Annotated in this window: 19 protein-coding genes, 2 tRNA genes and 3 pseudogenes; 21 read left to right on the top strand and 3 right to left on the bottom strand. The window is 53.0% G+C overall.

Annotated features, from left to right (window positions below):
* Window positions 1-55: 55 nt before the first annotated feature.
* From mutY to GE543_RS19170, 8 genes and pseudogenes are all read left to right on the top strand, one after another.
* Complete coding sequence (mutY, locus tag GE543_RS19200; RefSeq protein WP_153222153.1) at window positions 56-1,123, top strand: A/G-specific adenine glycosylase; 1,068 nt, start codon at window positions 56-58, stop codon at window positions 1,121-1,123.
* Window positions 1,120-1,392, top strand: coding sequence for an oxidative damage protection protein (locus GE543_RS19195; RefSeq protein WP_002555777.1), 273 nt, complete (start codon window positions 1,120-1,122; stop codon window positions 1,390-1,392). The genes mutY and GE543_RS19195 overlap by 4 nt, the downstream gene beginning before the upstream one ends.
* 101 nt (window positions 1,393-1,493) lie before the next feature.
* Window positions 1,494-1,569, top strand: a tRNA-Phe gene (locus tag GE543_RS19190).
* A 453-nt stretch (window positions 1,570-2,022) separates the two neighbouring features.
* Window positions 2,023-2,526, top strand: a pseudogene (locus tag GE543_RS19185) (Fic family protein); the annotation flags it as partial.
* A 195-nt stretch (window positions 2,527-2,721) separates the two neighbouring features.
* Window positions 2,722-3,000: a lipoprotein gene (locus tag GE543_RS19180; RefSeq protein ID WP_003318312.1), complete on the top strand. Its 279-nt coding sequence runs from the start codon at window positions 2,722-2,724 to the stop codon at window positions 2,998-3,000.
* A 312-nt stretch (window positions 3,001-3,312) separates the two neighbouring features.
* Window positions 3,313-4,089, top strand: a pseudogene (locus tag GE543_RS28015) (PAS domain-containing protein); the annotation flags it as partial.
* A gap of 63 nt (window positions 4,090-4,152) precedes the next feature.
* Window positions 4,153-4,659, top strand: coding sequence for a methyl-accepting chemotaxis protein (locus GE543_RS28010; protein ID WP_229636542.1), 507 nt, complete (start codon window positions 4,153-4,155; stop codon window positions 4,657-4,659).
* 143 nt (window positions 4,660-4,802) lie between these two features.
* Window positions 4,803-5,288 (top strand): hypothetical protein, encoded by a 486-nt coding sequence (locus GE543_RS19170; RefSeq protein ID WP_003342242.1) that lies wholly within the window; start codon window positions 4,803-4,805, stop codon window positions 5,286-5,288.
* Window positions 5,289-5,345: 57 nt separating this feature from the next.
* Here the strand turns inward: GE543_RS19170 and gabP are convergent, their stop codons facing one another.
* Window positions 5,346-6,737: a GABA permease gene (gene gabP, locus GE543_RS19165; protein WP_153222151.1), complete on the bottom strand. Its 1,392-nt coding sequence runs from the start codon at window positions 6,735-6,737 to the stop codon at window positions 5,346-5,348.
* Window positions 6,738-7,262: 525 nt separating this feature from the next.
* Between gabP and GE543_RS19155 the strand changes: the two genes are divergently transcribed.
* From GE543_RS19155 to GE543_RS19135, 5 genes are all read left to right on the top strand, one after another.
* The gene (locus tag GE543_RS19155; RefSeq protein ID WP_153222150.1) at window positions 7,263-8,036 is read left to right on the top strand and encodes an ABC transporter ATP-binding protein; all 774 of its coding nucleotides are present in this window, start codon (window positions 7,263-7,265) and stop codon (window positions 8,034-8,036) included.
* A gap of 13 nt (window positions 8,037-8,049) precedes the next feature.
* Window positions 8,050-8,814, top strand: coding sequence for an ABC transporter substrate-binding protein (locus GE543_RS19150; protein WP_003420249.1), 765 nt, complete (start codon window positions 8,050-8,052; stop codon window positions 8,812-8,814).
* Between the two features lie 65 nt (window positions 8,815-8,879).
* A complete protein-coding gene (locus GE543_RS19145; protein ID WP_003342249.1) occupies window positions 8,880-9,575 on the top strand; it encodes an ABC transporter permease in 696 nt (231 codons plus the stop codon).
* The gene (locus GE543_RS19140; protein ID WP_003318320.1) at window positions 9,572-10,261 is read left to right on the top strand and encodes an ABC transporter permease; all 690 of its coding nucleotides are present in this window, start codon (window positions 9,572-9,574) and stop codon (window positions 10,259-10,261) included. The genes GE543_RS19145 and GE543_RS19140 overlap by 4 nt, the downstream gene beginning before the upstream one ends.
* A 1-nt stretch (window position 10,262) precedes the next feature.
* On the top strand, window positions 10,263-11,534 hold the full coding sequence (locus GE543_RS19135) for a methyltransferase (RefSeq protein WP_153222149.1): 1,272 nt from the start codon (window positions 10,263-10,265) through the stop codon (window positions 11,532-11,534).
* A 295-nt stretch (window positions 11,535-11,829) separates the two neighbouring features.
* Here the strand turns inward: GE543_RS19135 and GE543_RS19130 are convergent, their stop codons facing one another.
* Entirely contained in the window at window positions 11,830-12,156 is a 327-nt protein-coding gene (locus tag GE543_RS19130) for a DUF6124 family protein (protein WP_153222148.1), read from the bottom strand.
* A 432-nt stretch (window positions 12,157-12,588) separates the two neighbouring features.
* On the bottom strand, window positions 12,589-13,614 hold the full coding sequence (locus tag GE543_RS19125; protein WP_153222147.1) for a J domain-containing protein: 1,026 nt from the start codon (window positions 13,612-13,614) through the stop codon (window positions 12,589-12,591).
* Window positions 13,615-14,371: 757 nt separating this feature from the next.
* Here GE543_RS19125 and GE543_RS19120 point away from each other — a divergent pair.
* From GE543_RS19120 to GE543_RS19090, 8 genes and pseudogenes are all read left to right on the top strand, one after another.
* Window positions 14,372-14,447 (top strand) — tRNA-Thr (locus tag GE543_RS19120).
* A 117-nt stretch (window positions 14,448-14,564) separates the two neighbouring features.
* A pseudogene (locus tag GE543_RS28005) lies at window positions 14,565-14,982 on the top strand (integrase); the annotation flags it as partial.
* A gap of 265 nt (window positions 14,983-15,247) precedes the next feature.
* A complete protein-coding gene (locus GE543_RS19115; RefSeq protein ID WP_371927197.1) occupies window positions 15,248-16,909 on the top strand; it encodes a reverse transcriptase domain-containing protein in 1,662 nt (553 codons plus the stop codon).
* 253 nt (window positions 16,910-17,162) lie between these two features.
* Window positions 17,163-17,432 carry a hypothetical protein gene (locus tag GE543_RS19110; RefSeq protein WP_152533607.1) on the top strand — a complete coding sequence of 90 codons (270 nt, stop codon included), beginning with the start codon at window positions 17,163-17,165 and terminating at the stop codon, window positions 17,430-17,432.
* Window positions 17,419-18,177, top strand: a complete 759-nt coding sequence (locus tag GE543_RS19105; RefSeq protein ID WP_153222146.1) for a hypothetical protein — start codon at window positions 17,419-17,421, stop codon at window positions 18,175-18,177. Before GE543_RS19110 ends, GE543_RS19105 begins: the two co-directional genes overlap by 14 nt.
* 1 nt (window position 18,178) lies before the next feature.
* Window positions 18,179-20,653 (top strand): DEAD/DEAH box helicase, encoded by a 2,475-nt coding sequence (locus GE543_RS19100; protein ID WP_153222145.1) that lies wholly within the window; start codon window positions 18,179-18,181, stop codon window positions 20,651-20,653.
* 791 nt (window positions 20,654-21,444) lie between these two features.
* The gene (locus GE543_RS19095) at window positions 21,445-21,768 is read left to right on the top strand and encodes a type II toxin-antitoxin system RelE/ParE family toxin (protein ID WP_153222144.1); all 324 of its coding nucleotides are present in this window, start codon (window positions 21,445-21,447) and stop codon (window positions 21,766-21,768) included.
* Complete coding sequence (locus GE543_RS19090; RefSeq protein WP_178118640.1) at window positions 21,744-22,106, top strand: addiction module antidote protein; 363 nt, start codon at window positions 21,744-21,746, stop codon at window positions 22,104-22,106. The genes GE543_RS19095 and GE543_RS19090 overlap by 25 nt, the downstream gene beginning before the upstream one ends.
* The last annotated feature ends 17 nt before the right edge of the window (window positions 22,107-22,123 follow it).

Below are 22,123 nucleotides of genomic sequence, written 5' to 3'. Positions count from 1 at the left end.
CTCGCGGCGCTCCTTTTATATCCCGACTCACATCTCGACGAGAGCCCTCCAGGCCATGCAACCCGAACAATTCTCCAGCGCCGTGCTGGACTGGTACGACCGTCATGGCCGACATGACCTGCCCTGGCAACAGAACATCACGCCGTACCGGGTCTGGGTATCGGAAATCATGCTGCAGCAGACCCAGGTCAGCACCGTTCTGAGCTATTTCGACCGTTTCATGGAGGCCCTGCCGACCGTGCAGGCGCTGGCCGAAGCGCCCGAGGACGAAGTGCTGCACCTGTGGACCGGGCTGGGTTACTACACCCGCGCCCGCAACCTGCAGAAGACGGCAAAAATCGTCGTCGCCGATCATGGCGGCGAGTTTCCCCGCGATGTCGAAAAACTCATTCTGCTGCCCGGCATCGGTCTGTCTACCGCAGGCGCGATTGCCAGCCTGAGCATGGGCATTCGTGCGCCGATCCTCGATGGCAACGTCAAACGCGTGCTGGCACGCTTCACCGCGCAAGAGGGCTACCCTGGCGAGCCGAAGGTGGCCAAACAGCTGTGGGCCACCGCTGAACGCTTCACGCCGCACAGCCGGGTCAACAACTACACCCAGGCGATGATGGACTTGGGGGCCACACTCTGCACCCGCAGCAAACCCAGCTGCCTGCTTTGCCCGCTGGAGCGCAGCTGTGAGGCGCACATGCTGGGCCTGGAAACGCGCTACCCGATCCCCAAGCCGCGCAAGACCGTGCCGCAGAAACGCACGCTCATGCCGATGCTCGCCAACGAAGACGGCGCGATCCTGCTTTATCGTCGCCCTTCCAGCGGCTTGTGGGGCGGCCTGTGGAGCCTGCCGGAACTGGATGACTTCGATGACCTTCAGCACCTGGCCACGCAACACGCGCTGCAACTGGGCGAGCACCATGAACTGCCGCGACTTATCCACACCTTCAGCCACTTCCAGTTGAGTATCGAACCCTGGCTGGTCAAGGTCCGCGAGTCCGCCGATCACGTGGCCGAGGCCGACTGGCTCTGGTATAACCTCGCCACCCCGCCACGCCTGGGCCTTGCTGCCCCGGTGAAAAAGCTGCTCAAACGCGCAGCCGACGTATTGAACGCAGGAGAGTCGTCATGACCCGCACCGTAATGTGCCGCAAATACAAAGAAGAACTGCCCGGCCTGGAACGCGCCCCGTATCCGGGTGCCAAGGGCGAGGACATCTTCAACCACGTCTCGCAGAAAGCCTGGGCCGACTGGCAGAAACACCAGACCCTGCTGATCAACGAACGCCGCCTGAACATGATGAACGCCGAAGACCGCAAATTCCTCCAGACCGAGATGGACAAGTTTCTTTCCGGCGAAGAATACGCCCAGGCCGAAGGCTACGTTCCCCCCGAAAAATAAAGCGTTTCACGCAGTGAAGGTCGTAAGCGTCGGTAATAATTCAAATTTTTTAAAAAACACGCTTGACGACCTCCTGAAAAACACGTCTAATGCGCCCCGTTGCCCAGATAGCTCAGTCGGTAGAGCAGGGGATTGAAAATCCCCGTGTCGGCGGTTCGATTCCGTCTCTGGGCACCACCTTCCGTTTTCAGGTGATGCCAAGCACACCTGAAAGCACACAAAAAGCCCGCCTCGTGCGGGCTTTTTGTTGTCTGGGGTTTCCAAACGCTCCCTTGCAAGTCCAAAGGTATGTGGGTAGTCCCATTCGATCTGGAAACCTATTCTCACCACACGCTAAAGCGCCCGCCTCACCCTCCGAGTGACATTCAACTTAACCATTTCTCCCTCTTTCACTTAGCGCAAGGCTGAATTCAAGATAATTTTTTCTGCATGCTATGCTAAGCCCCTTAAGTACGGCGTCTAGCAGACTTTTTTCAAGATAACCTTTCAGATCGACCGAGATAATTCTCACATGCCTACGTTTACTCACCACGACCTTGAGCTTTTGAATCCGTCCTTCGACTCAGATCTCGTTGATGTGCTGAGCGAACTGGAGCATCTACGTCGCCTTAGGCTTGAAGGCGATACGCCACCGCAGGTGGCCGCGTCCTGAATCCTACGGCCGTATTCTGCAATGATCGTGAGCGTTATTACGCCATGCTTGCTACGGCCTACAAAGGAACAAAAGAAGGGCTTGAGGCGTGGTGCACATACGTACTGGAGGGTATTCGTGATGAGGTTGAGAAAGTCGACCGCCTCAAAGACTATGCGTATCTGACCAAATGCATCCTTGTCCCGGCTGTGGCGTTCGCACGTGAAAGAGAATGGATCACAGAAACAGAAGAGTCAGTGCTGTCTGCCGCAATCAAGCTGAAGATCGTAAAGTCTGCAGATGTAGCAAAAGTGCTGCCTCGACAGTCAAGCAATCAAAGAACTTACCTGATTAGAAAGCTAGTTGATCAAGGAATGCTTTTGCCCCTCAGCGCGGGTGCCAGGCAGTACACCATCGGATTTTCAAACAACTATCTGATCCGAGGAGTAATCAAGTCTCTCAGGGATCAGGGGTTCATACCTGAGCCACTGGAAAAGCCTTGATCATGGGTTGAGAAGGCCGCACGAACGAAATTAGCCTCTCCGTGCGTTTGAGACTGGAAAATTCATAGCCACCACAAACCATAGAGCTGATGCAGAAGCGCGGGCAAGAGCGCCTCATGAGTACCCCCATCCCATTGAACTAATTTTTCCTGCCCACCCTCGAAGCCATACATTTGCTTCCACAAGGAAAATTCCGTGCTCAAGTTAACCGCCTCCGCCCTCATCCTCGCCGCCACTCTGGGTCTGGCTGCCTGCGACAGCAAATCCGAACAGAAGGCACAGGACGCTCAGGCGCATCAGGAGAAATCCCAAGAGAAGATGGAGTCTGCTCAGGACAAAGTGAACGAAGCGGCCAAAGAGAACACCGAAGCGGCCAAGGATAAAGCCGAGTCCAAGGAAGCGGCTGCCGAAGAGTCGAAGACCTTCGTGCCGACGTCCGAAGTGACCAATACCATTCAGCCTGAAAAAAAGTAAAACAGTGAAAACTCTTCACAAAGTTTTCACAGCGGCCACGTCATTGTAGAGCTGCTCCCAAGTGTGAATCCTTAAGCCCGCTCCCCCATCGCGGGCTTTTCTTTGTCCGGAATCTGGCGGGCAAACCACCTCCGCATTAGCCCCGAACTCATTGCCGAATGCTTTTCCTGGCAAATCAGACCTGCGCGTCTTCTGGCGTCAAAAAAAATACTTGATTTATTTTTTCGATTGTAGCAATGCACATTCATGCTGCAGCCTTTCGAGTCGATAGCCTCATCACAGTAAGTCCGCAAATACACCAAGGGGCACGTTATGTTCGGAAATAAGAACAAAGCTGAGCTGACGGCCATGAAGGCCCAGGTAGATGGACTCAACGGACTGACAAGCGCGCTGGAAAAATCGATGGCGGTGATCGAGCTGAGTCTCGATGGCAAAATACTTCGTGCCAACGATAACTTCCTCGCGGCGATGGGCTATCGGGCCGAAGAACTGACAAGCAAGACGCATCGCGACTTCTGCGAACCGGAAATGCTCCGCAGCCGCGAGTACGCTGATCTCTGGGCGTCCCTGAAGGCCGGGAAATTCATCTCGGGCACATTCAAGCGCGTCGGCAAGAATGGCCACAGCGTCTGGCTCGAAGCCAGCTACAACCCGGTAACCGATGCGCAGGGCAACGTAGTCAAGGTAGTCAAGTACGCCCTGGACGTCACCACACGCGTGATGTCGGAGAACGAGACCAACAGCAAGCTGGCAGCAGTAGACCGGGCGATGGCTATCTGCGAATTCGAACCCAACGGCAATGTGATCACCGCCAACAACAACTTCCTGAACGTCATGGGTTATGCGCTGACCGAGATCAAGGGCAAACACCACCGAACCTTCTGCGAGCCGACACTGGTCAACAGTCCGGAATACACCGAGTTCTGGCGCAAACTGAACCACGGCGAGTTCATCGGCGACCAGTTCAAACGTATCGGCAAACAGGGTCGGGTCGTCTGGCTGGAAGCAACCTATAACCCGGTTTTTGATGTCGACGGCAAACTCTACAAAATCGTCAAGTTCGCCAGCGACATTACCCAGCGCGTCGAAAAACAGGAAGCGGACGCGCATGGTGCGTCGCGCGCTTACCATATCTCCGCAGAAACCGAGAAAGTGGCCGAACAGGGAACCCTGGTCATTCAGGACACGGCGCGGGAGATGCGTCAGATCTCCGAAAACATCGGTGCATCGGCGAAGCTGGTGAGTCAGTTGGGCGACCGCTCCGAGCAGATCACCGCTATCGTCAACACCATTCGCGGCATCGCCGATCAGACCAACCTGCTGGCGCTCAACGCAGCCATCGAAGCGGCACGGGCGGGTGATCAGGGCCGCGGGTTTGCCGTGGTGGCCGACGAAGTCAGGCAACTGGCGGGACGTACCAGCGGCTCGACCACCGAAATTGCCGAAATGATTGGCAAGATCCTCGCCGAAACACGCGAAGCCGTGGCAAGCATGGACGCCACGCAGGAAGGAGCCATTCGCGGTGTGACACTGGCAGACCAGGCCGGGCAGGTCATTGTGCAGATCCGCGACGGCGCTAGCGATGCGGTCGAGGCGGTCAGCATGTTCGCCAACCGCATGGATGAAGCCGAAGCGTTCGCAAAGCCGGGTAAGCGGTGACGCGTCGGTAACACCCCGCAAATCAAAAACCCGCATGTTGCGGGTTTTTTATCGACCGCTGATTACTGCACAAACCTTGGTTATCGGGCCCGTCTGCGCTTCAATAGCGCCCATTGCACCCCACGCCAGCCAAAGGACCGCTCATGGCCTCGCCAGACAAGCAGCAAAAACGTGCCAAGCGCGCAAAGATCAAGGCCAAGCAGAACCGCTCGGGCAAGGCTGCAACCAGCCTGGTTCATCCGGTGTTTGCCTCGGCGCTGGTCAACCAGCCGTTCGACGACGTCGAGCTCGACCTTAATACCTTCGACTTCAGCGACATTGTCGAGAACGGTTTTGACCCGGCCGACTACGACGACCTGTTCACGGCCATGAAGCAAGCGGAGGCCATCAGCCAGCTCGCGCTGTGCGTCGTCTTCCTGCAGTACCCGGTGCTGGCACTGGTGATTTCCGAAGAGGACGAAGACCCGGCCACGGACTTCATGATGGGTCTGCTTATCGTGTACCGCGCCATGTACCACGATGAAGACGAAGACAGCGCAATCGAGTGGATCGAAAGCCCTGCCTTCCAGAAGGATTACACGCTGGCGTCCGACCTGCTGATGAAGAGAGACACCAGAGCCGCACGCTGATGCAAGATCGTGCCAATGCGTGGCATTGGCACGAACGTCATCCGCCCAAGGGCGCGATCAACCCAGCGCAGCAGCGCCCACGCGTCCGTCATTGCGGCGACGCGATACGATCAGGCCAGCGCCGATCACCAACAGGCTGAGCACGCCGGTGGCGATGATTTCGAGGCGATGCTCTTCCTGCAGCAGCATGATGGTCAGCACCGCGACGATGAACGCGATCACTGCCCAGGTCAGCCATGGGAACAGCCACATCTTGAAGTCGATGGCCTCGCCCGCAGCAATGCGCTTCTGGCGCATACGCAGCTGCGACACCGCGATCACCAGGTACACCAGCAGTGCGATGGCACCGGAGCTGGCGAGCAGGAAATCAAACACGGCCGCAGGCGCGATGTAGTTGGCGAACACGGTCAGGAACGCCGCCGCAGTCGACATGATCACCGCCCAGTGAGGCGTGCCGCCCTTGCTGGTGCGCTTGGACACGGCCGGTGCATCGCCACGCTTGCCCAGCGAGAACAGCATGCGCGAAGCGGTATACAGGGCCGAGTTCAGGCAGCTGGTCACAGCGACCAGGACCACCAGATCGACGATCAGCTTGGCGTTCGGGATGCCCATTGCATCGAGCACGGTCTGATACGAACCCACCTCGGCCAGGCGCGGATCGTTCCACGGCACCAGCGACACAACGATGAAGATCGAAACCAGATAGAACAGGAAGATCCGCCAGATCACCGAATTGGTGGCCTTGGTGATCTGCTTGCCAGGGTTCTTGGACTCGGCCGCTGCGATGGTCACGATCTCGGTGCCCATGAACGAGAACATGGTGGTCAGCATCGCTGCCAGCACCGCGCCCATACCGTTTGGCAGGAAGCCGCCGGTATCGAACAGATGGCTGACGCCGCTGACGTTGCTGGTGGGCAGCAGACCGAAGATCGCCGCAACACCCAGCACCACGAAGGCGATGATCGCCACCACCTTGATCAGGGCGAACCAGAATTCGAATTCACCGTAGTTCTTCACGCTGAACAGGTTGGTCGCCGTCAGCAGCAAAGTGATGACCAGCGTGAACATCCAGATCGCGATGTCGGGGAACCAGGCATGGAGGATGGTTGCAGCAGCGTTGGCCTCCAGCGGGATGACCAGCACCCAGAACCACCAGTACAACCAGCCGATGGTGAAACCGGCCCAGTGACCGATAGCGCGGTCGGCATAGGTTGAAAACGAACCGGTGTCAGGCGAGGCAACGGCCATTTCGGCCAGCATGCGCATCACCAGCACCACCAGCGTACCTGCAGCGGCATACGCCAGCAGCACGGCAGGCCCGGCTTCGGCAATCGCGTGGCCGGAGCCGACGAACAACCCGGCGCCAATCACGCCAGCAATCGACAGCATCGTAATGTGTCGAGGTTTCAGCCCTTGTTCGAGCTCGGAAGAGTTAGCGGTACTGCTCATAAAACCACCTGTGCAAGACGAGCGAGGCACACCGGAGCGTTACGTAAAAAGAAACCTACGGTGCCGTTCTTTATATTTGACGCAAGAATTGCGCCAAAATATTTCGAAAACGACGTCGCTTAGAGAATACGAGGGCTGTGGCTTGACCCGTGAAGCCTGCAAGACGATGGCTTTTATACGCAGTCTGTAGGATTTGTTACCAAACGCCTCAGATTCGTCTCTATGCACGCACCAAAAACGCCCCAAACCTTCTTCCAAGCGCGAACATGGTGCAGAAATCAGACCGCCGCTCAGCAAATGCTACTTCCAACACCAGCCCAAAGCTGGCAACATCGCGCCTTTTTCGCGCACGTCCCCGCTTTACAGGGCACCGTGCTTGCCTTCTTGCGACCGTCCGCTGCCCGGATCTGACAACCCGTCGAGCGCCTCCACGCTGGACACAATACGTCGATGGTTGTCCTTTAAACGCTGTGCTAGCTTGGCGTTCGCTGGCAGCCAGCGCGCACACTTCAACGAGGACCCCACATGGCCGAGGCCACGCCCGCCCTGGAAATCCGCAACCTGCACAAGCGCTACGATCAGCTTGAGGTGCTCAAAGGCATCTCGCTGACGGCGCGCGACGGCGACGTCATATCGATCCTCGGCTCCTCCGGTTCCGGCAAGTCCACGTTGCTGCGCTGCATCAACCTGCTGGAAAACCCGCATCAGGGCCAGATTCTGGTGGCCGGCGAAGAATTGAAGCTCAAGGCCGCGCGCAACGGCGACCTGATTGCCGCCGATAACCGGCAGATCAATCGCCTGCGCAGCCAGATCGGCTTCGTGTTCCAGAATTTCAACCTGTGGCCGCACATGAGCGTGCTCGATAACATCATCGAAGCCCCGCGTCGCGTCCTCGGTCAGAGCAAGGCCGAAGCCATAGCGGTGGCTGAAGAGCTGCTAACCAAGGTCGGTATCGCCGACAAGCGCCATGCCTACCCGGCACAACTTTCCGGCGGACAGCAGCAACGCGCCGCCATTGCGCGTACGCTGGCCATGCAACCAAAGGTTATCCTGTTCGACGAGCCGACCTCGGCCCTCGACCCGGAGATGGTTCAGGAAGTACTCGGCGTCATCCGCGCACTGGCTGAAGAAGGCCGGACCATGCTGCTGGTGACCCACGAAATGAATTTTGCACGTCAGGTATCAAGTGAAGTGGTGTTTTTGCATCAGGGAATGGTCGAAGAACAGGGCACACCGCAGCAAGTATTCGAAAACCCGCTGTCGGCAAGGTGCAAACAATTCATGTCGAGTCACCGCTAACGGAGCAACACCCATGCAGTCGTACAAAAAGATCTTGCTGATCGCAGCGGCCACCCTTGCCTTCAGCGGCAGTGCCTTTGCTGAGAAAATGAAAATGGGCATCGAAGGTGCCTACCCGCCGTTCAACAACAAGGACGCGAGTGGCCAGGTGGTGGGCTTCGACTATGAAATCGGCCAGGCCCTGTGCGCCAGGATGAAGGTCGAGTGCGAAGCGGTGACGTCCGACTGGGACGGCATCATCCCGGCGTTGATGGCCAGCAAGTTCGACTTCCTGATCTCGTCGCTGTCGATCACCGAAGAGCGCCAGCAGGTGGTCGATTTCACCAACCCGTATTACTCGAACAAGCTGCAATTCATCGCGCCGAAAACCTCCTCGATCGACGTATCGAGCATTGAAAAGGCCAAAGAGAGCCTTGCCGGCAAGTCAGTGGGTGCACAGCGCTCGACGCTGGCTGCCACCTGGCTGGAAGACAAGCTCGGGATCATGGACCCCAAACTCTATGACACTCAGGAAAACGCCTTCCTCGACCTGTCCTCCGGTCGCGTCGACGCCATGCTGGCCGACAAATACGTCAGCTTCGAGTGGCTGAAAAGCGAAGCGGGTCAGAACTTCGAGTTCAAGGGCGAGCCTGTCGTGGAAAACGACAAGATCGGCATCGCCGTGCGCAAGGGTGACGATGCCTTGCGCGAACGCCTGAACGTTGCCCTGAAAGAAATCATCGCTGACGGCACCTACAAGAAGATCAACGACAAGTATTTCCCTTTCAGCATCCTCTGATTCACCGACCGCGTCGCCGCCGCTTCCTGTTGAAGCGCGGCGACCGGCCCTGACAAAGCCTGCCCATGAACATTGATCTCCACGGATTCGGCCCGGCCCTTGCGGCTGGCGCGCTGATGACGGTCCAGCTTGCACTCTCGGCCCTGTGCCTGGGGCTGGTGCTCGGACTGCTCGGCGCCTTGGCCAAGACCTCGCCCTACAAGCCGCTGCAATGGCTGGGCAGTACCTACTCGACCCTGGTACGCGGCATTCCCGAACTGCTTTGGGTGCTGCTGATTTACTTCGGCACCGTCAACGGCATGCGCGCCCTGGGCAAACTGTTCGACATTCCCGACCTGGCCCTCAGCGCCTTTGCTGCCGGGGTCATCGCCCTGGGCATTTGCTTTGGCGCCTACGCGACCGAAGTGTTTCGCGGCGCGATTCTGGCCATCCCCAAAGGTCATCGTGAAGCCGGGCTGGCGCTGGGCATGTCACGCTCGCGCATCCTCTTCAAACTGGTCCTGCCGCAGATGTGGCGCATCGCCCTGCCCGGCCTGGGCAACCTGTTCATGATTCTGATGAAAGACACCGCGCTGGTCTCGGTGATCGGCCTGGAAGAAATCATGCGGCACGCGCAGATCGCCGTGGGCTTCACCAAGCAAGCGTTCACCTTCTACATGGTCGCGGCCTTCATGTACCTGGGCCTGACCGTGCTGGCCATGGCCGGCATGTACTTCCTTGAAAAACGCGCCAGTCGCGGCTTTCTGAGGAGCGCGTCATGAACTGGGAAGTCATCATCAAGTGGCTGCCCCGCCTGGCACAGGGCGCGACCCTCACCCTGGAGCTGGTGGCGATTGCCGTCATCGCCGGGCTGATCCTCGCCATCCCGATGGGCATCGCCCGCGCATCGCGTCACTGGCCGGTGCGCGCCCTGCCCTACGCCTACATCTTTTTCTTCCGCGGCACACCGCTGCTGGTGCAACTGTTTCTGGTCTATTACGGGCTGGCGCAGTTCGAGTCGGTGCGCCAGAGTGCGCTGTGGCCGTACCTGCGCGACCCGTTCTGGTGTGCCGTGGTGACCATGACCCTACACACCGCCGCCTACATCGCCGAGATCCTGCGTGGCGCCATGCAGGCGGTGCCGCCAGGTGAAGTCGAAGCGGCACGGGCGCTGGGCATGTCGAAATGGAAGGCGCTGTTCTACATCGTCCTGCCACGCGCAGCACGCATCGGCCTGCCGGCCTACAGCAACGAAGTGATCCTGATGCTCAAGGCCAGTGCGCTGGCCAGCACCGTCACCCTGCTGGAACTGACCGGCATGGCGCGCACGATCATCGCCCGCACCTACCTGCCGGTGGAAATCTTCTTCGCCGCCGGCATGTTCTACCTGGTCATGACCTTCGTGCTGGTGCAAGGCTTCCGGCTGCTGGAAAAACTATTGCGTGTAGACGCCAGCCAGGGTCGCTGATATGAAAGGTGCTGGCGTCGATCCAGTCAGCACCTTGCCATACGAGGCCGCCACCATGCCCTCTGAACCTCCCTTGCAGGATGAACACCTCGACAGCCACTTCGGTGCGCTGGACAGTTTCCTGTTCGCGCATCAGGCCTTGTGGCGGCCCAAGCCGTTCACGCACCTGGCCCTGCCATGGGAAGACAAATACCGGGACCTCGCGCACTGGCTGCGGCAACGCACGCTGGAACAGGCCGAGGCCGCGCACAACCACCCGGAACACCTCGACGCGCCCTTCCCGTTCAAGCAACTGGCCGCCGAAGCCGTCGCGCTGAGCTACGTCGCCGAACTGCCCGTACATGCTCTGCAGCCGGTCGAGCCGCGCATGAGTGTCGATGTGCCGGGGCGCAAGTGGCAGCAGATCGAAGCCTTCGCCAGCCATCTGGACATGCGTGACAGCACAACTCACTGGCTGGACTGGTGCGCAGGCAAAGGCCATCTGGGGCGCCGCCTGACCGGGCCCGGCCAGCGTCTGACCTGTCTGGAGCACGACCCGGCGCTGATCGAAGCAGGCCTGGCCCTGAGCAAGCGGCACGGCATCGACGCCAGACATGTGCAGCAGGATGTCATGGCCGACGACACGTGGCGCTACCTGCAACCCGAACACACGCCTGTGGCGCTGCATGCCTGCGGCGACCTGCACATTCAGTTGATGGAGCTGGCCAGCCAGACGGGCTGTCGGCGTATGGCGATTGCGCCGTGCTGCTATAACCGCACCCGGCACGACCTGTATCAGGCGCTGTCCAGCGAGGGCAAGGCGTCCGGCCTGAAGCTGTCGCGTGACGAGCTGGGTCTGCCGCTCAGTGAGACCGTGACGGCTGGCGCACGCGTACGCCGTCAACGCGACATCTCGATGGCCCGCCGCCTGGGCTTCGATCTGCTGCAGCGCCGCTTGCGCGGCATCGATGACTACTTGCCTACACCCTCGCTGCCGACATCCTGGCTGGATGCGTCCTACGCGGACTACTGCAACCATCTGGCAAAACTCAAGCATCTGCCCGCACCGGGTCAGCAGGACTGGGCCGCCCTGGAGGCCGCTGGCTGGAAGAGACTGGCCGAAGTGCGCAATCTGGAACTGGTCCGCGATCTGTTTCGGCGTCCGCTGGAGATGTGGCTGGTGCTGGACAGGGCGATGTATGTGCGTGAGCAGGGTTACAGCGTGAGCGTTGGCACTTTCTGTGACAGCCGAATTACACCGCGCAACCTGCTGATTTTGGCCCGAAAATTGTGACTCAAATCGGTTGAGCAACCTGTGGATAAGTCTGTTGATGAAAATGTGGATGAGTGCGTTAAAGCTTGGCGCGCCAGTTACTGAAGCCCCTTATTTTTTTCCGCAATCCTTCCCGTAACCCGCAAAAACAATGCCTTGCGGCTCAATGCGCCTGACTGCACATAATTACCCGACTGCGCAAATCTTTATCAGCAAATTGTGCATAAAGATTTGGTAAAGGCTCTGGCGCAAGCGTTTTGCGTGGCCCAATCGTGCACACGCAGACGCCTGTGCACGACCTGTCCGGCGCAAGATTTCAGGCCTCTTCGACACACTCCAGCGAGCGCTCGACCATGACTTTGGCCATTTCCAGCATGTGCATGGAAGCGAACGCCAGATCGCGTTGCGAACCGGTCAGTTCATCGCCGAGTTCGTGAGCGGTAGCCGATGCGCAGCGCAGGAAATCCAGCGCGTGCACCAGGGTGGCTTCCAGGCTGATGAAGTCGAACTTGCTGTCGTGGGGTTCCTTGGCCGGTCGGGAGATTGGCAGGTAACACTCCATGGCGCGCTTGACCACAGTCTTGTCGAAGACCGGTGCGCCGCTGGACTGTTTATTGGGCGGATCGGGGGTTACTTTGACCATGCTTAGCTCTCTCCTCAATGGAACTGCCACTGGGTCGCGACTAAACGATTGAGGTGGCAGCTGTGCGAAAGGTTAGTCGACCGGGAGCTAAGACCGGCGCACCCGAAGGTGCCCTTACGCACAGCCGCCATGGAGTGCAGGAAGAAGACCTGAACAAAACAGCGACGCGATACGCCTTAACTCAAATCCGGGCGACTAAACCCGATCGCTGATGGGCAGCGACGGGCGGAGAGTAGAAGCCCAGATAGAGGGGCGCAAGCGGTCGGGGATTCTCTCGGAAATGTCCTTCAAAAGAAAGAGACGATGCCTGCAAAAACGCGCCTGAAAGCGTTGCAAAACATGATGGCTGCGTACGATGGCACGAAGTGCGTGGGAGCGAGCTTGCTCGCGAAGGCTGAATAAGCAGCGCCGCATGCCTGTCATGACTCACTACTAAAACTGATCATCCTTCAACCGCGCAAACGGCACACTGCGGTTCTGCAGCTTGCGCAACGTCAGCTTGTAGGCACTGGACTTGATCTGACTGCCCATCGGCGTCTCCTCCAGCAAAATCCGACCCGAGGCAAATGCACAGCCGGTACTCATCATCTTGTACTTGAGCAGGTACAGCCCCGGGTCCATCTTGGCGAACGTAAACACCGCCCCGGCCGGCACAAACGCATGCCGAAACGCCCTGCGCCCCACTGCATCCGTAACTTTGGCATACACCGCCGACTCGCCCGCCGAGTTATCCACAGTGATCTGCGACCAGCCGTTGTCCTTGAGCACCGGCATGTCCTTCACATAGCCCGCCTTGTCCGGCCACGGCGCGCCCATCGGATCAAGCGCCGGCACACCACACTCGGACGCCGCCGCATCCACCGGCTTAGCCGGGCTCGCTACAGCCTCCTCGACCGGCGCGGCAGGCATGACAGGCGCGGGCTTGACCCACGTCTGCGCAACCGGCGCAGGCTCGGACGGCACAAACGACTTGCCTGCACCCGGGTCGTAGCCCATCCACGCGCCACCCGCGCAGAACACCACAAACAACAGCGCCCAACGCCACGCACTGCGACGACGCCTGTCACGGGAAGGGGATCCAGAAGCATAGGAAGAAGACTTGGGCGCCGGCCCCGAACGAGCCGCCTGAGACGGCGCATTAGCAGTGGCTGCAGAAGTGGCCGCATACACATGCACCGCCTGCCCACGCGCTGCATGCGCCTGCTTGCGGCGCGCAGCGTCCATACGCGCCTTGTGCTCATTGGCAGCGAGCTGCGCATCATAAGCCGCACGCCGCGAAGGGTCAGCCAGCACATCGTGAGACGCGTTGACGACGCCCATCATGTCCGAGGCGTAAGGATCTGGATTCCTGTCCGGGTGCAGCTTCTGCGCCAGCTTGCGATAAGCCTTCTTGATCTGCTCAGGAGAGGCATCGCGAGCGACACTCAGCAGCTCGTAATGCGTAGGCGTTCTCTGCATTGCACTTGCTGTCCATGGCTGACTGCCATTTTCGATACAGCTGTATCGGCCAAAAAGCCGGTAGCTCCAGTGCAATCCGACGCAACAGCAACCAGCCCACAAGAAAATGCCCGAATCCAGAGGATCCGGGCATTTCTTGAAACATCGATGAAGCCTTCGTCGGCATCCAGACGCACATTCATGCGATTCAGACAGCCATCCTCAGCCCCACCCTGCGCAAAGCCGACAGGCCAGGCGCACCTGCAAATATCCTTCAACAACTCTTCAGCGAATGACCAGCCTGCGGCATACAACACCCCAAACCCGGTTACGATCCATCGCATCACTCATCAGATAGTCCTTTATCTGCATGGCTGAAAAGCTAACGACCCGTGCTGCTGACTCAGTAGCCTGGGCCGTTGGGAACAAGCCTATGCAAAGCCCTCCTGCCCCGCAACTGCCCAAAAATGGCGGGGTCGGATGGGTGCCTGTTCCTACGCCAAATCGCCATCAACGCTGGACCCATTGGTTTGCGCGACCAGGTTAAAAATCCAGCGTTCTGTCAGGCACAAGCGACGAGCGCCAAAGGCAAAATCACCCCCCGAATTCAACGCCATCCGCCCTACCACGCAGACCAATCTGTCAAAACCGAAGGACACGTCCTGCACCACCACCCGCCAGCATCCGACCCGAAGCGCCAATGGTCGATTTTTTTCAACTGAATCAGACAGCTAGGCTTTACAAGCGCATCAGACTCTATATACTCGCAGCCCATTACGCCGGTATAGCTCAGTTGGTAGAGCAACTGACTTGTAATCAGTAGGTCCCGGGTTCGACTCCTGGTGCCGGCACCATACAAGGTTTCAAAGGTGGTTTTTGCAGCCTTTGAAATCTCCGAAAAACCCGCCTTTTGGCGGGTTTTTTCGTTCTAGGACTCTCCGTCGGGTTCCAACAAAATCCCACATCAGCAGGGCATGCGCTTACGCGAGGGCATATTGGCAAACATGCCGGGGGCTTATCCGTGAGTGCGAGCAAGGGAAGATCAACATCAAGGACGGCACCAAAGATGGCCGTCAGGTGCGTCGGCACCTCGTTGGATTGTAGTGGATCATGTTCGTGATGCTCTCAGATTTGCCGAGCAGTCTTCTCCTATCGGCAGCTGAAATCTGCTTGCGCAGGGCGAAAGATACCTTGAGTTTGCCAAGGGGGTGATATGTCCCGCGCGGGACATCCTAAATAAGCTACGACTCGAAGATTTCCATGAGTTGCGAGCAGCCTACGCATGCGAACTCTATGAGCAGATTACCCATCAGCGGCGCCGATCAATGATGGGGCTGCAATCAGATAGACCGAAGGTTCGATCAAGGCGCCAGAAGGCAAGTTAGCTAATAGCTCGGGTATGGACGTATCGACATGCCGGCGGCCCACATCGGAAGGGGAACATGACTAAGCCCTTCGATATGGAGCTGCTCTTGGCGGTCGTTTTCACAGGATCAGATGCTACACACCAACGCCATCTGCGCTAGGCGAAGGTTATTCAATCGCTATCGCTAAGCGATGGCACCGCGAAACCCGGTGAGCTGCCCGCCGCGGCATGATGGCATGTTGACTATTATCTCAAACTGATGCAAGAATCGACTTATGCCCCTAGGGGGTGAGCGGGTGCCCTAAAGCTCTGGATTTAGCTATCAGAGAGATGTGCAGCAGAAGTAGAGAGAGCCTCGAACCTGCTGGGTTTAGCGATTTATTTTTGCGTGGTTGCATCCGTGGGGAAAAGCTCAGCATTCGTGTTGAGCTTTTTTTTGATCCAGAGGGACCTATGATATTAGAAAAGCAACTTCTAAAATTTATTCAGGCTGAGGCGGAAAAGCTAAGCGCTCGCCATCATGCTTACCACAACTCGGTTGACTTAGAATATCAGCGTAGATCTAAAAGACTATTGGACCCCGGGGAAAAACTTGTTAACTTGCCGCCACAATGGAGTGCAGATAAAAAATTCAACCCCTTTTATGTAAATAAGAATCGCAAAAAAATCGCGCACTCTATATCGCGAAAGATACTTTTAGGTACATACATCCCAAATGCGCCTACTCATATGGAGGTTCGCAAGCCCTCTGGGGGTTATCGTACAGTATCAATTTTCCAAATTCCAGACGCTGCAGTCTCGGCATTGTTTTATCACCAACTACTTAAGAAAAATAAACATAGGCTTAGCTCTTTTGCCTATGCATATAGAGATGACCGTAATGCCCACTTTGCTATTCAGGATATCTCACTTGAATTAGGTCAAGCCCCTAGAATATTTGTTGCGGAGTTCGATTTTTCAAAGTTTTTCGACAATATTCGCCACGACTACCTATTTGAGCAGTTTGACCAAAATGGATTTTCAATCAGCGAAAGCGAGCGTAATGTAATAAAAGCTTTTTTAGGGGCTTCCGGCAAAGGCATACCACAGGGCACATCAATATCTTTATTCTTAGCAAACCTAGTATGCTGGCAGCTCGACAAAAAGCTTGAGCTTGCGGGATTAAGATTCGCTCGGTATGCAGATGACACAATCATTTGGGCAAATGATTATCAAAAAATCAATGCGGCTTATGAGATTATTTATAAATTCTCTTCGGAAACTGGCGTCGCGATCAACTTAGAAAAATCTGAAGGTATAAGCCTACTGTGCCCTAAAGATCATAAGAGCGAATTTGCCCAATGCAAAGACTCTGTCGATTTCTTAGGATACAAACTATCCAAAGAGAAAATATCAATAAAGGAAAAATCAGTTATTAAGATAAAAAAAGAAATCAGCTACATATTGTATAAACACCTAATCCAACCGCTTAAGTCTTCCGTCCTCAAATCCGTGAGGATTCCCGCGAACAACAAAGACATTGATTTATTACGAGCAATTTCCGAAATAAGACGATTTCTCTATGGCGATTTAACTGATGAAATGATATCTAACTATATAAATGGCGCCAGCAATAGAATTTTTTTCAAAGGGACAATGAGCTTCTACCCGCTTCTCAATGACGAGTTACAATTGCGTCAGCTTGATACGTGGTTGGTGTTGACAGTTTTCAAATCAATTAAGCTTCGCAAAAACCTACTTTCTAAACATGGCTACCATAGAAACCATTCCAGCCCGTTTAACATACGCAAAAAAAATATCGCATCCACATTGCGCAGACAGAAAATAGGCGGAAAGAAAAAGTTACAACTTCCAAGCTTTTTTTTCATATACCAAGCATTAAAGAAAGGACTGTCTGATATGGGAGTTGAAGGAGTCATGAACCCAAAGTCAAATATGTATAATTATTAAGCTACCCAATAGCAAAACAGTGCAATATTAAAACCCTAAAATTAGTAAAAACCATATAACAGGAAGCGATTAGTTTAGGAGATATATCTAACAGTTAGCGTTCATGTTGTCGGGACCATTTGCAAAGCCCTTGCATCCAACCGAAATTTCAAAGAGTTAGCACTTATGCCTCATCAATGTGCAATTCTACGAGGCCATCACTTGAAATTTCGGTAGAATGTAAGCAGATAAGGATTTCTAAAAAGGTTGAATCATGGATTTTTCCCCTATCATCCCTCAAACCGAGGGCAAGCAAAGCCTGATCTTGCCGATTGCTCGTTTCAATCCACTGCTCAAGGCGGTCACGGCAAATGCTCGGTGGCGCGAAACTGGCCTCGCTCACCTATCATTAGCCTCACAACCTCTATCTCGATACGCCTGGTGTACAAAACAAATCCACCAATTTGTTGGATATGTATTTGCATGGCAGCGTCATCTCCGTCGCATAGCTAACAACCTGGGCTATAAAAATGCTTCCAGTTGAAATAAAGCTAATATCCCCAAAACACGAACTACATGTATTTAACATAGAGTCCCTGGACAAAAAAATAGCCAAGCACCTAGATGAGTTCTTAGTATCAATATGTGAAGGAAGCTCTGACAGCGAGTTAGACCTAGTCAAACTGAGGCTTAGAAAATTCCTTGGAGATAAGGATGAGAAGACTCGCATGGGGGCCGCTGCGGAACTTTTTGCGCACTTGTATTTAAGAACATCAGGATATAAACAAGAATTTCTATTTTTCAACCTAGAAGAGGGTTCAATAAAAAAGGGGTTTGATGGATTTTTCTCTAAGGGCGCGGAAACCTATTTATTGGAAAGCAAGTCCGGCTCCGTTTCTAGTAAAAGAATCAGCCACAAGGACAAGCTAAAAAATGCCTATTCCGATTTAGAAAAGTACGTTTCAGGGAAAAGTGATAAAGGTAAAAACAATCCATGGAAGAATGCCTACAACCATGCTTCTCACATAGACGTAGGAACGGAAAAATCAATCAGACAAAAAATAAAAGACCTTCAGGATATGTTTGACAAAGGTACATTCAACCAGATAACAGAGTTTAATATAATTACCTGCTCAACTATTTTTTTAAATGGCTCTTGGGATGCCGCAGCAAGCGCTGCGATTTTAAACGACAATAGTTTCGTGCTCGAATTTGACGGAAAAACGATCAAAGCGATGTGCCTAACCAAATCAAGCCTAGATAGCTTTATTAAATATCTGGAGAAGTAAAATGACAATTAGTCTGACTTGGCTAAAGAGCAACCCACTGTTCTCAGAAGTCATGAAGAAGACCTCCCTAAATATTCAGCTTGAAGATAACGAACTTGAATTCATACTGAGCTGTGCGATTATTTTTTTAAATGAGTATAGTCGTGATAAAAGAAAATCCACCTACTTCGAAATTGCCTACTACATTACTCTGAAGTGCGCAATCAACAATAGCTATTACCAACCACTCCTAGATGTTAGCTCAAACTTCGGCTTTTACCCAATAGCGCAGTACATATCAAAAAACAGACTAACGGAAAATCTAACCAGCACAAACTTTACCTTAGAGTACCAGCTGGAAAAGTTCCTGAAAAATGAAATTACTGAAACTTACGAGCAGAAAAAGTATCGAGAGCAAATAATCGCTAGTAATAGCAAGGAGAACTGTTATATCGCACCGACATCATTTGGAAAAAGCACATTGATTGTCGACATAATAAAAGCAAAGAACCCCAAAACGACCGCAATTATCGTTCCAACAAAATCACTTTTAATTCAAACTTACAAGCTAATAAAGTCCAACTTTCCATTTCGTCACATCATATTCCACGACGAAATGTATGATGGTGGTGGTGGTGGTAATTTCATTTCCATATTTACTCAAGAACGTGCCTTAAGGCTTTTGAAAAACACCAGCATCTCATTTGAACTACTTGTAATTGATGAAGCTCATAACCTATTCGAAATGGACGCGAGAAGTATTCTGCTGACGAGGCTAATACGTAGGAACAGGATGCGCAATCCAGAATCGACAAACTACTATCTTTCGCCACTAATCTCTAAAACTGAAAACCTTAAAATATACGAAAACCAGAAAATTTTTGAACGACGCATTGCAAACAATATAAAAGAGCCGGATATATATGAATTAAAATCAAACGGTGAGCAACATATCTACAATAGATTCATGAACGAATTTTATTACATAAGAGATGAGCAGAGCTTCGTTAGCTATATAATAAAAAACAGAAGATATAAAAATTTTTTATACCTAAGGGCTCCAAAAAAGGTCGAAGAGCTATCCATGCTTGTAAGTCAGCAGCTGACTTATCTAGAATCAACAGCACTCAACGAGTTATCCCAAACTATTTCGAACAATGTGCATAATGACTTTTATTGTGTAGATCATATAAAAAAGGGACTGATCTATCTACACGGAAAGCTTCCTGATTTAGTTAAGGAATACTTAGAGCATAAGTTTTCAAACACTAAAGACCTTAAATACATGGTTGCAAACTCAGTTATTCTTGAGGGAGTCAACCTGCCAATCGACAGCCTTTTCATTTTCAATACTTACGATCTAGATGGAAAGTCACTAACCAACCTGATTGGGCGAGTAAACCGGCTTAACGAAGTTTTCGAGGATAGAAAAAAATCGCTCGAAGGACTTCTTCCACCTATACATTTCGTAAACTCAGACGAGTTTAATCGAAAGGGTGGAAAAATGGAAAACAAAATAAGACTTCTGAAAAATGGTGTATTTAAGGATAAAATTGAAAATCCGCTATTGCTAAACTTTGACTTAGAGCGGATAACTAGGGCGTTAGAGGTTGCACGCGAGAACACTGATCAAGATAGTATAGAAAATCTTGAGCAAAAAATCAAAAATCTGGAATACCTTCAGATTAAGGAAGAGTTTCTAATACACAGTGATGGACTCGAGTCTAGCAAGGTAAAGTATACACTTATGGAGTCAGGAATTTCTTCGATGTATTACAATCCTGAGTCAGTCTTTGGATTACTTGAAGAGCGTCTCGACACAATTTTCTCAAGCGAGCAGTGGGTCACATCTGACGTAATCGATAAAGTTTATTTGTTCTTTATTAAATCTCTCGAAAAACAGATTTCAGATGCCGCATTTCTTCGCCTTCAGCACCCAAAAGCAAGGGACTTCTACAAGTTATTCACGAGAAACCTACACCGTTTGAACCTTAAGGATCACCTTTCAGAAACGGTTGGATATTTTCATAGCATCAAAGTTACCGATAGTGGGAAAGAGTTCTTTATCGGAAATTCCTACGGAGAGATATCAAAAAAAAGGGCTGATGACACGTATGGAAACAATGTATATATCGATCTATCAAAAAAGACAGACAAAGAGTTAGTGAATTTGGCTCTCGTAAAGATTAAGATAGAAAGTGATTTTGTCTCTTACAGACTAAATGAATATGTGAAAGCCTTATACGACTTACGCCTTCTGACTGAAAATGAATATAACCTACACATTTACGGAACCATAAAAAAAATGAATGCCGAGTTCGTCAAGATGGGAATAAGCGGATCTTTGGTCAACAAATTGGAACGTGACCAGCAGACAGGAAATATTTCAATAAGTGACTTGGGTGAAATTAAATACAATAGCGATTTCTCTGAGTATGTAAAACGTCAGGATGACCTAACTCAGTTTGAGATAAGGAAATATATAGACGTGCTGTAGGGGCGTTATTAAGAGCGCATAACCTGCTGATGCCTTTTTTCAGTATCCAAAATATGACCAAGAATCGACCGGCAATATCTAGAGTCTAATGACAAATCGGTCCGAAGCGACAGGTACCAATACGTGTACCGTATTGGTACCTAGGGCAATCTCGGCTATAATCGCGCCTTCGTCCAGTTAACATTTCACTAAGGTTTTTACTGATTACTAACGTTTTTTGTAAATTCCCACGTTGTCCACTCAAACGCGACTCGCGACACCAACCACCGTTAATTCTGAATCATTGTCCGCCACGGGTGTAGCTAGGAACTAACATTTTCACCCTTACCAGCGAGATATCGTACTACTCTAGAAACTAATTAATACAACTCCATGTACGTGCGTCTATTCGCCTTTACTCAGCGCCATAGTTAGCTAATTGGTTTTTAGTTATCCTTTTATATATAACGACACTTCTACGGAATTCCAGACCTGCGACAGATCTATTCTGATCTGGCTACCACCGGTCGTCTGGTTCCGCACCAAATATGAAAGAAGGGTCCGCCGCGATGCAGTCCCTTTTTCCCTCAGCCTTAATAGCGACCTATGCAGAGCATTTAACACTTACGTCAGCGCTCAGCAAACGTCCTCCCCCTCCCGCAACATTTCGCCGCTTTATACCAGCCCCTCTCAAGCGCCCATTTCTGTAATTCCTCTAATCTGAATCACTGCTTCGCTCATTTCCGATCAATAGCCATGCTATCGATAAGAATATTCAATCACCTAATTGTCTCTTTTAAGGTACACTCTTCATGTACGAAGTGGAACACGCACTGTCTGCCAATGGAGTGGATATCTATCAGGGTTGGCTCGACACCATTCGAGACACGCGATCCAAAGCAAGAATCACTACCCGGATCGACCGAGCGGCGCTTGGCCACTTCGGCGTAACCGAGCCGGTGGGTGATGGGGTCTTTGAGATGAAGCTGGATTTTGGGCCTGGATTTCGGGTGTATTACGCGGTCCAGGGTCAAAAAATACTATTTCTCTTGGGTGGCGGCTCAAAGGACAAGCAGCAAAACGATATAGACCAAGCCAAGGCTCTATGGAAATGTCACAAGGTGAAAAAGAAATGACGACTCGTACGCGCTCCCATGATGAAAGCGTTCTGGAAATGCTCCGTGAAGACGAAGCGTTTGCCATCGAATACCTGTCTGTTGCGCTGGAAGAAATCGACGAAGATGGAGGTGAAGACGTTTTCCTTACGGCCATCCGTCGACTGATCGAGGCGAGAGGCGGTATGGGGAACCTCTCAAAAAATACTGGCTTGGCCAGACCCAATCTTTACAGGTCTATCGCTGCTGGTGGCGACCCGAAGCTTTCTACCATCCTGAAGGTGCTACAGGCACTGGGTGTGGGAATGTCGAAGGTCGTTTCGCACAGGGCAGACGTGGGTAGCCAAAGCCCCGACTAGCTATGACTCCTCACGCC

The organism is Pseudomonas sp. SZ57, assembly GCF_009495975.1.
In the GTDB taxonomy this organism is placed as follows: domain Bacteria; phylum Pseudomonadota; class Gammaproteobacteria; order Pseudomonadales; family Pseudomonadaceae; genus Aquipseudomonas; species Aquipseudomonas syringae.
The sequence above is the reverse complement of the archived record's forward strand: the minus strand, read 5'-3'. Positions and strand labels throughout refer to the sequence as shown.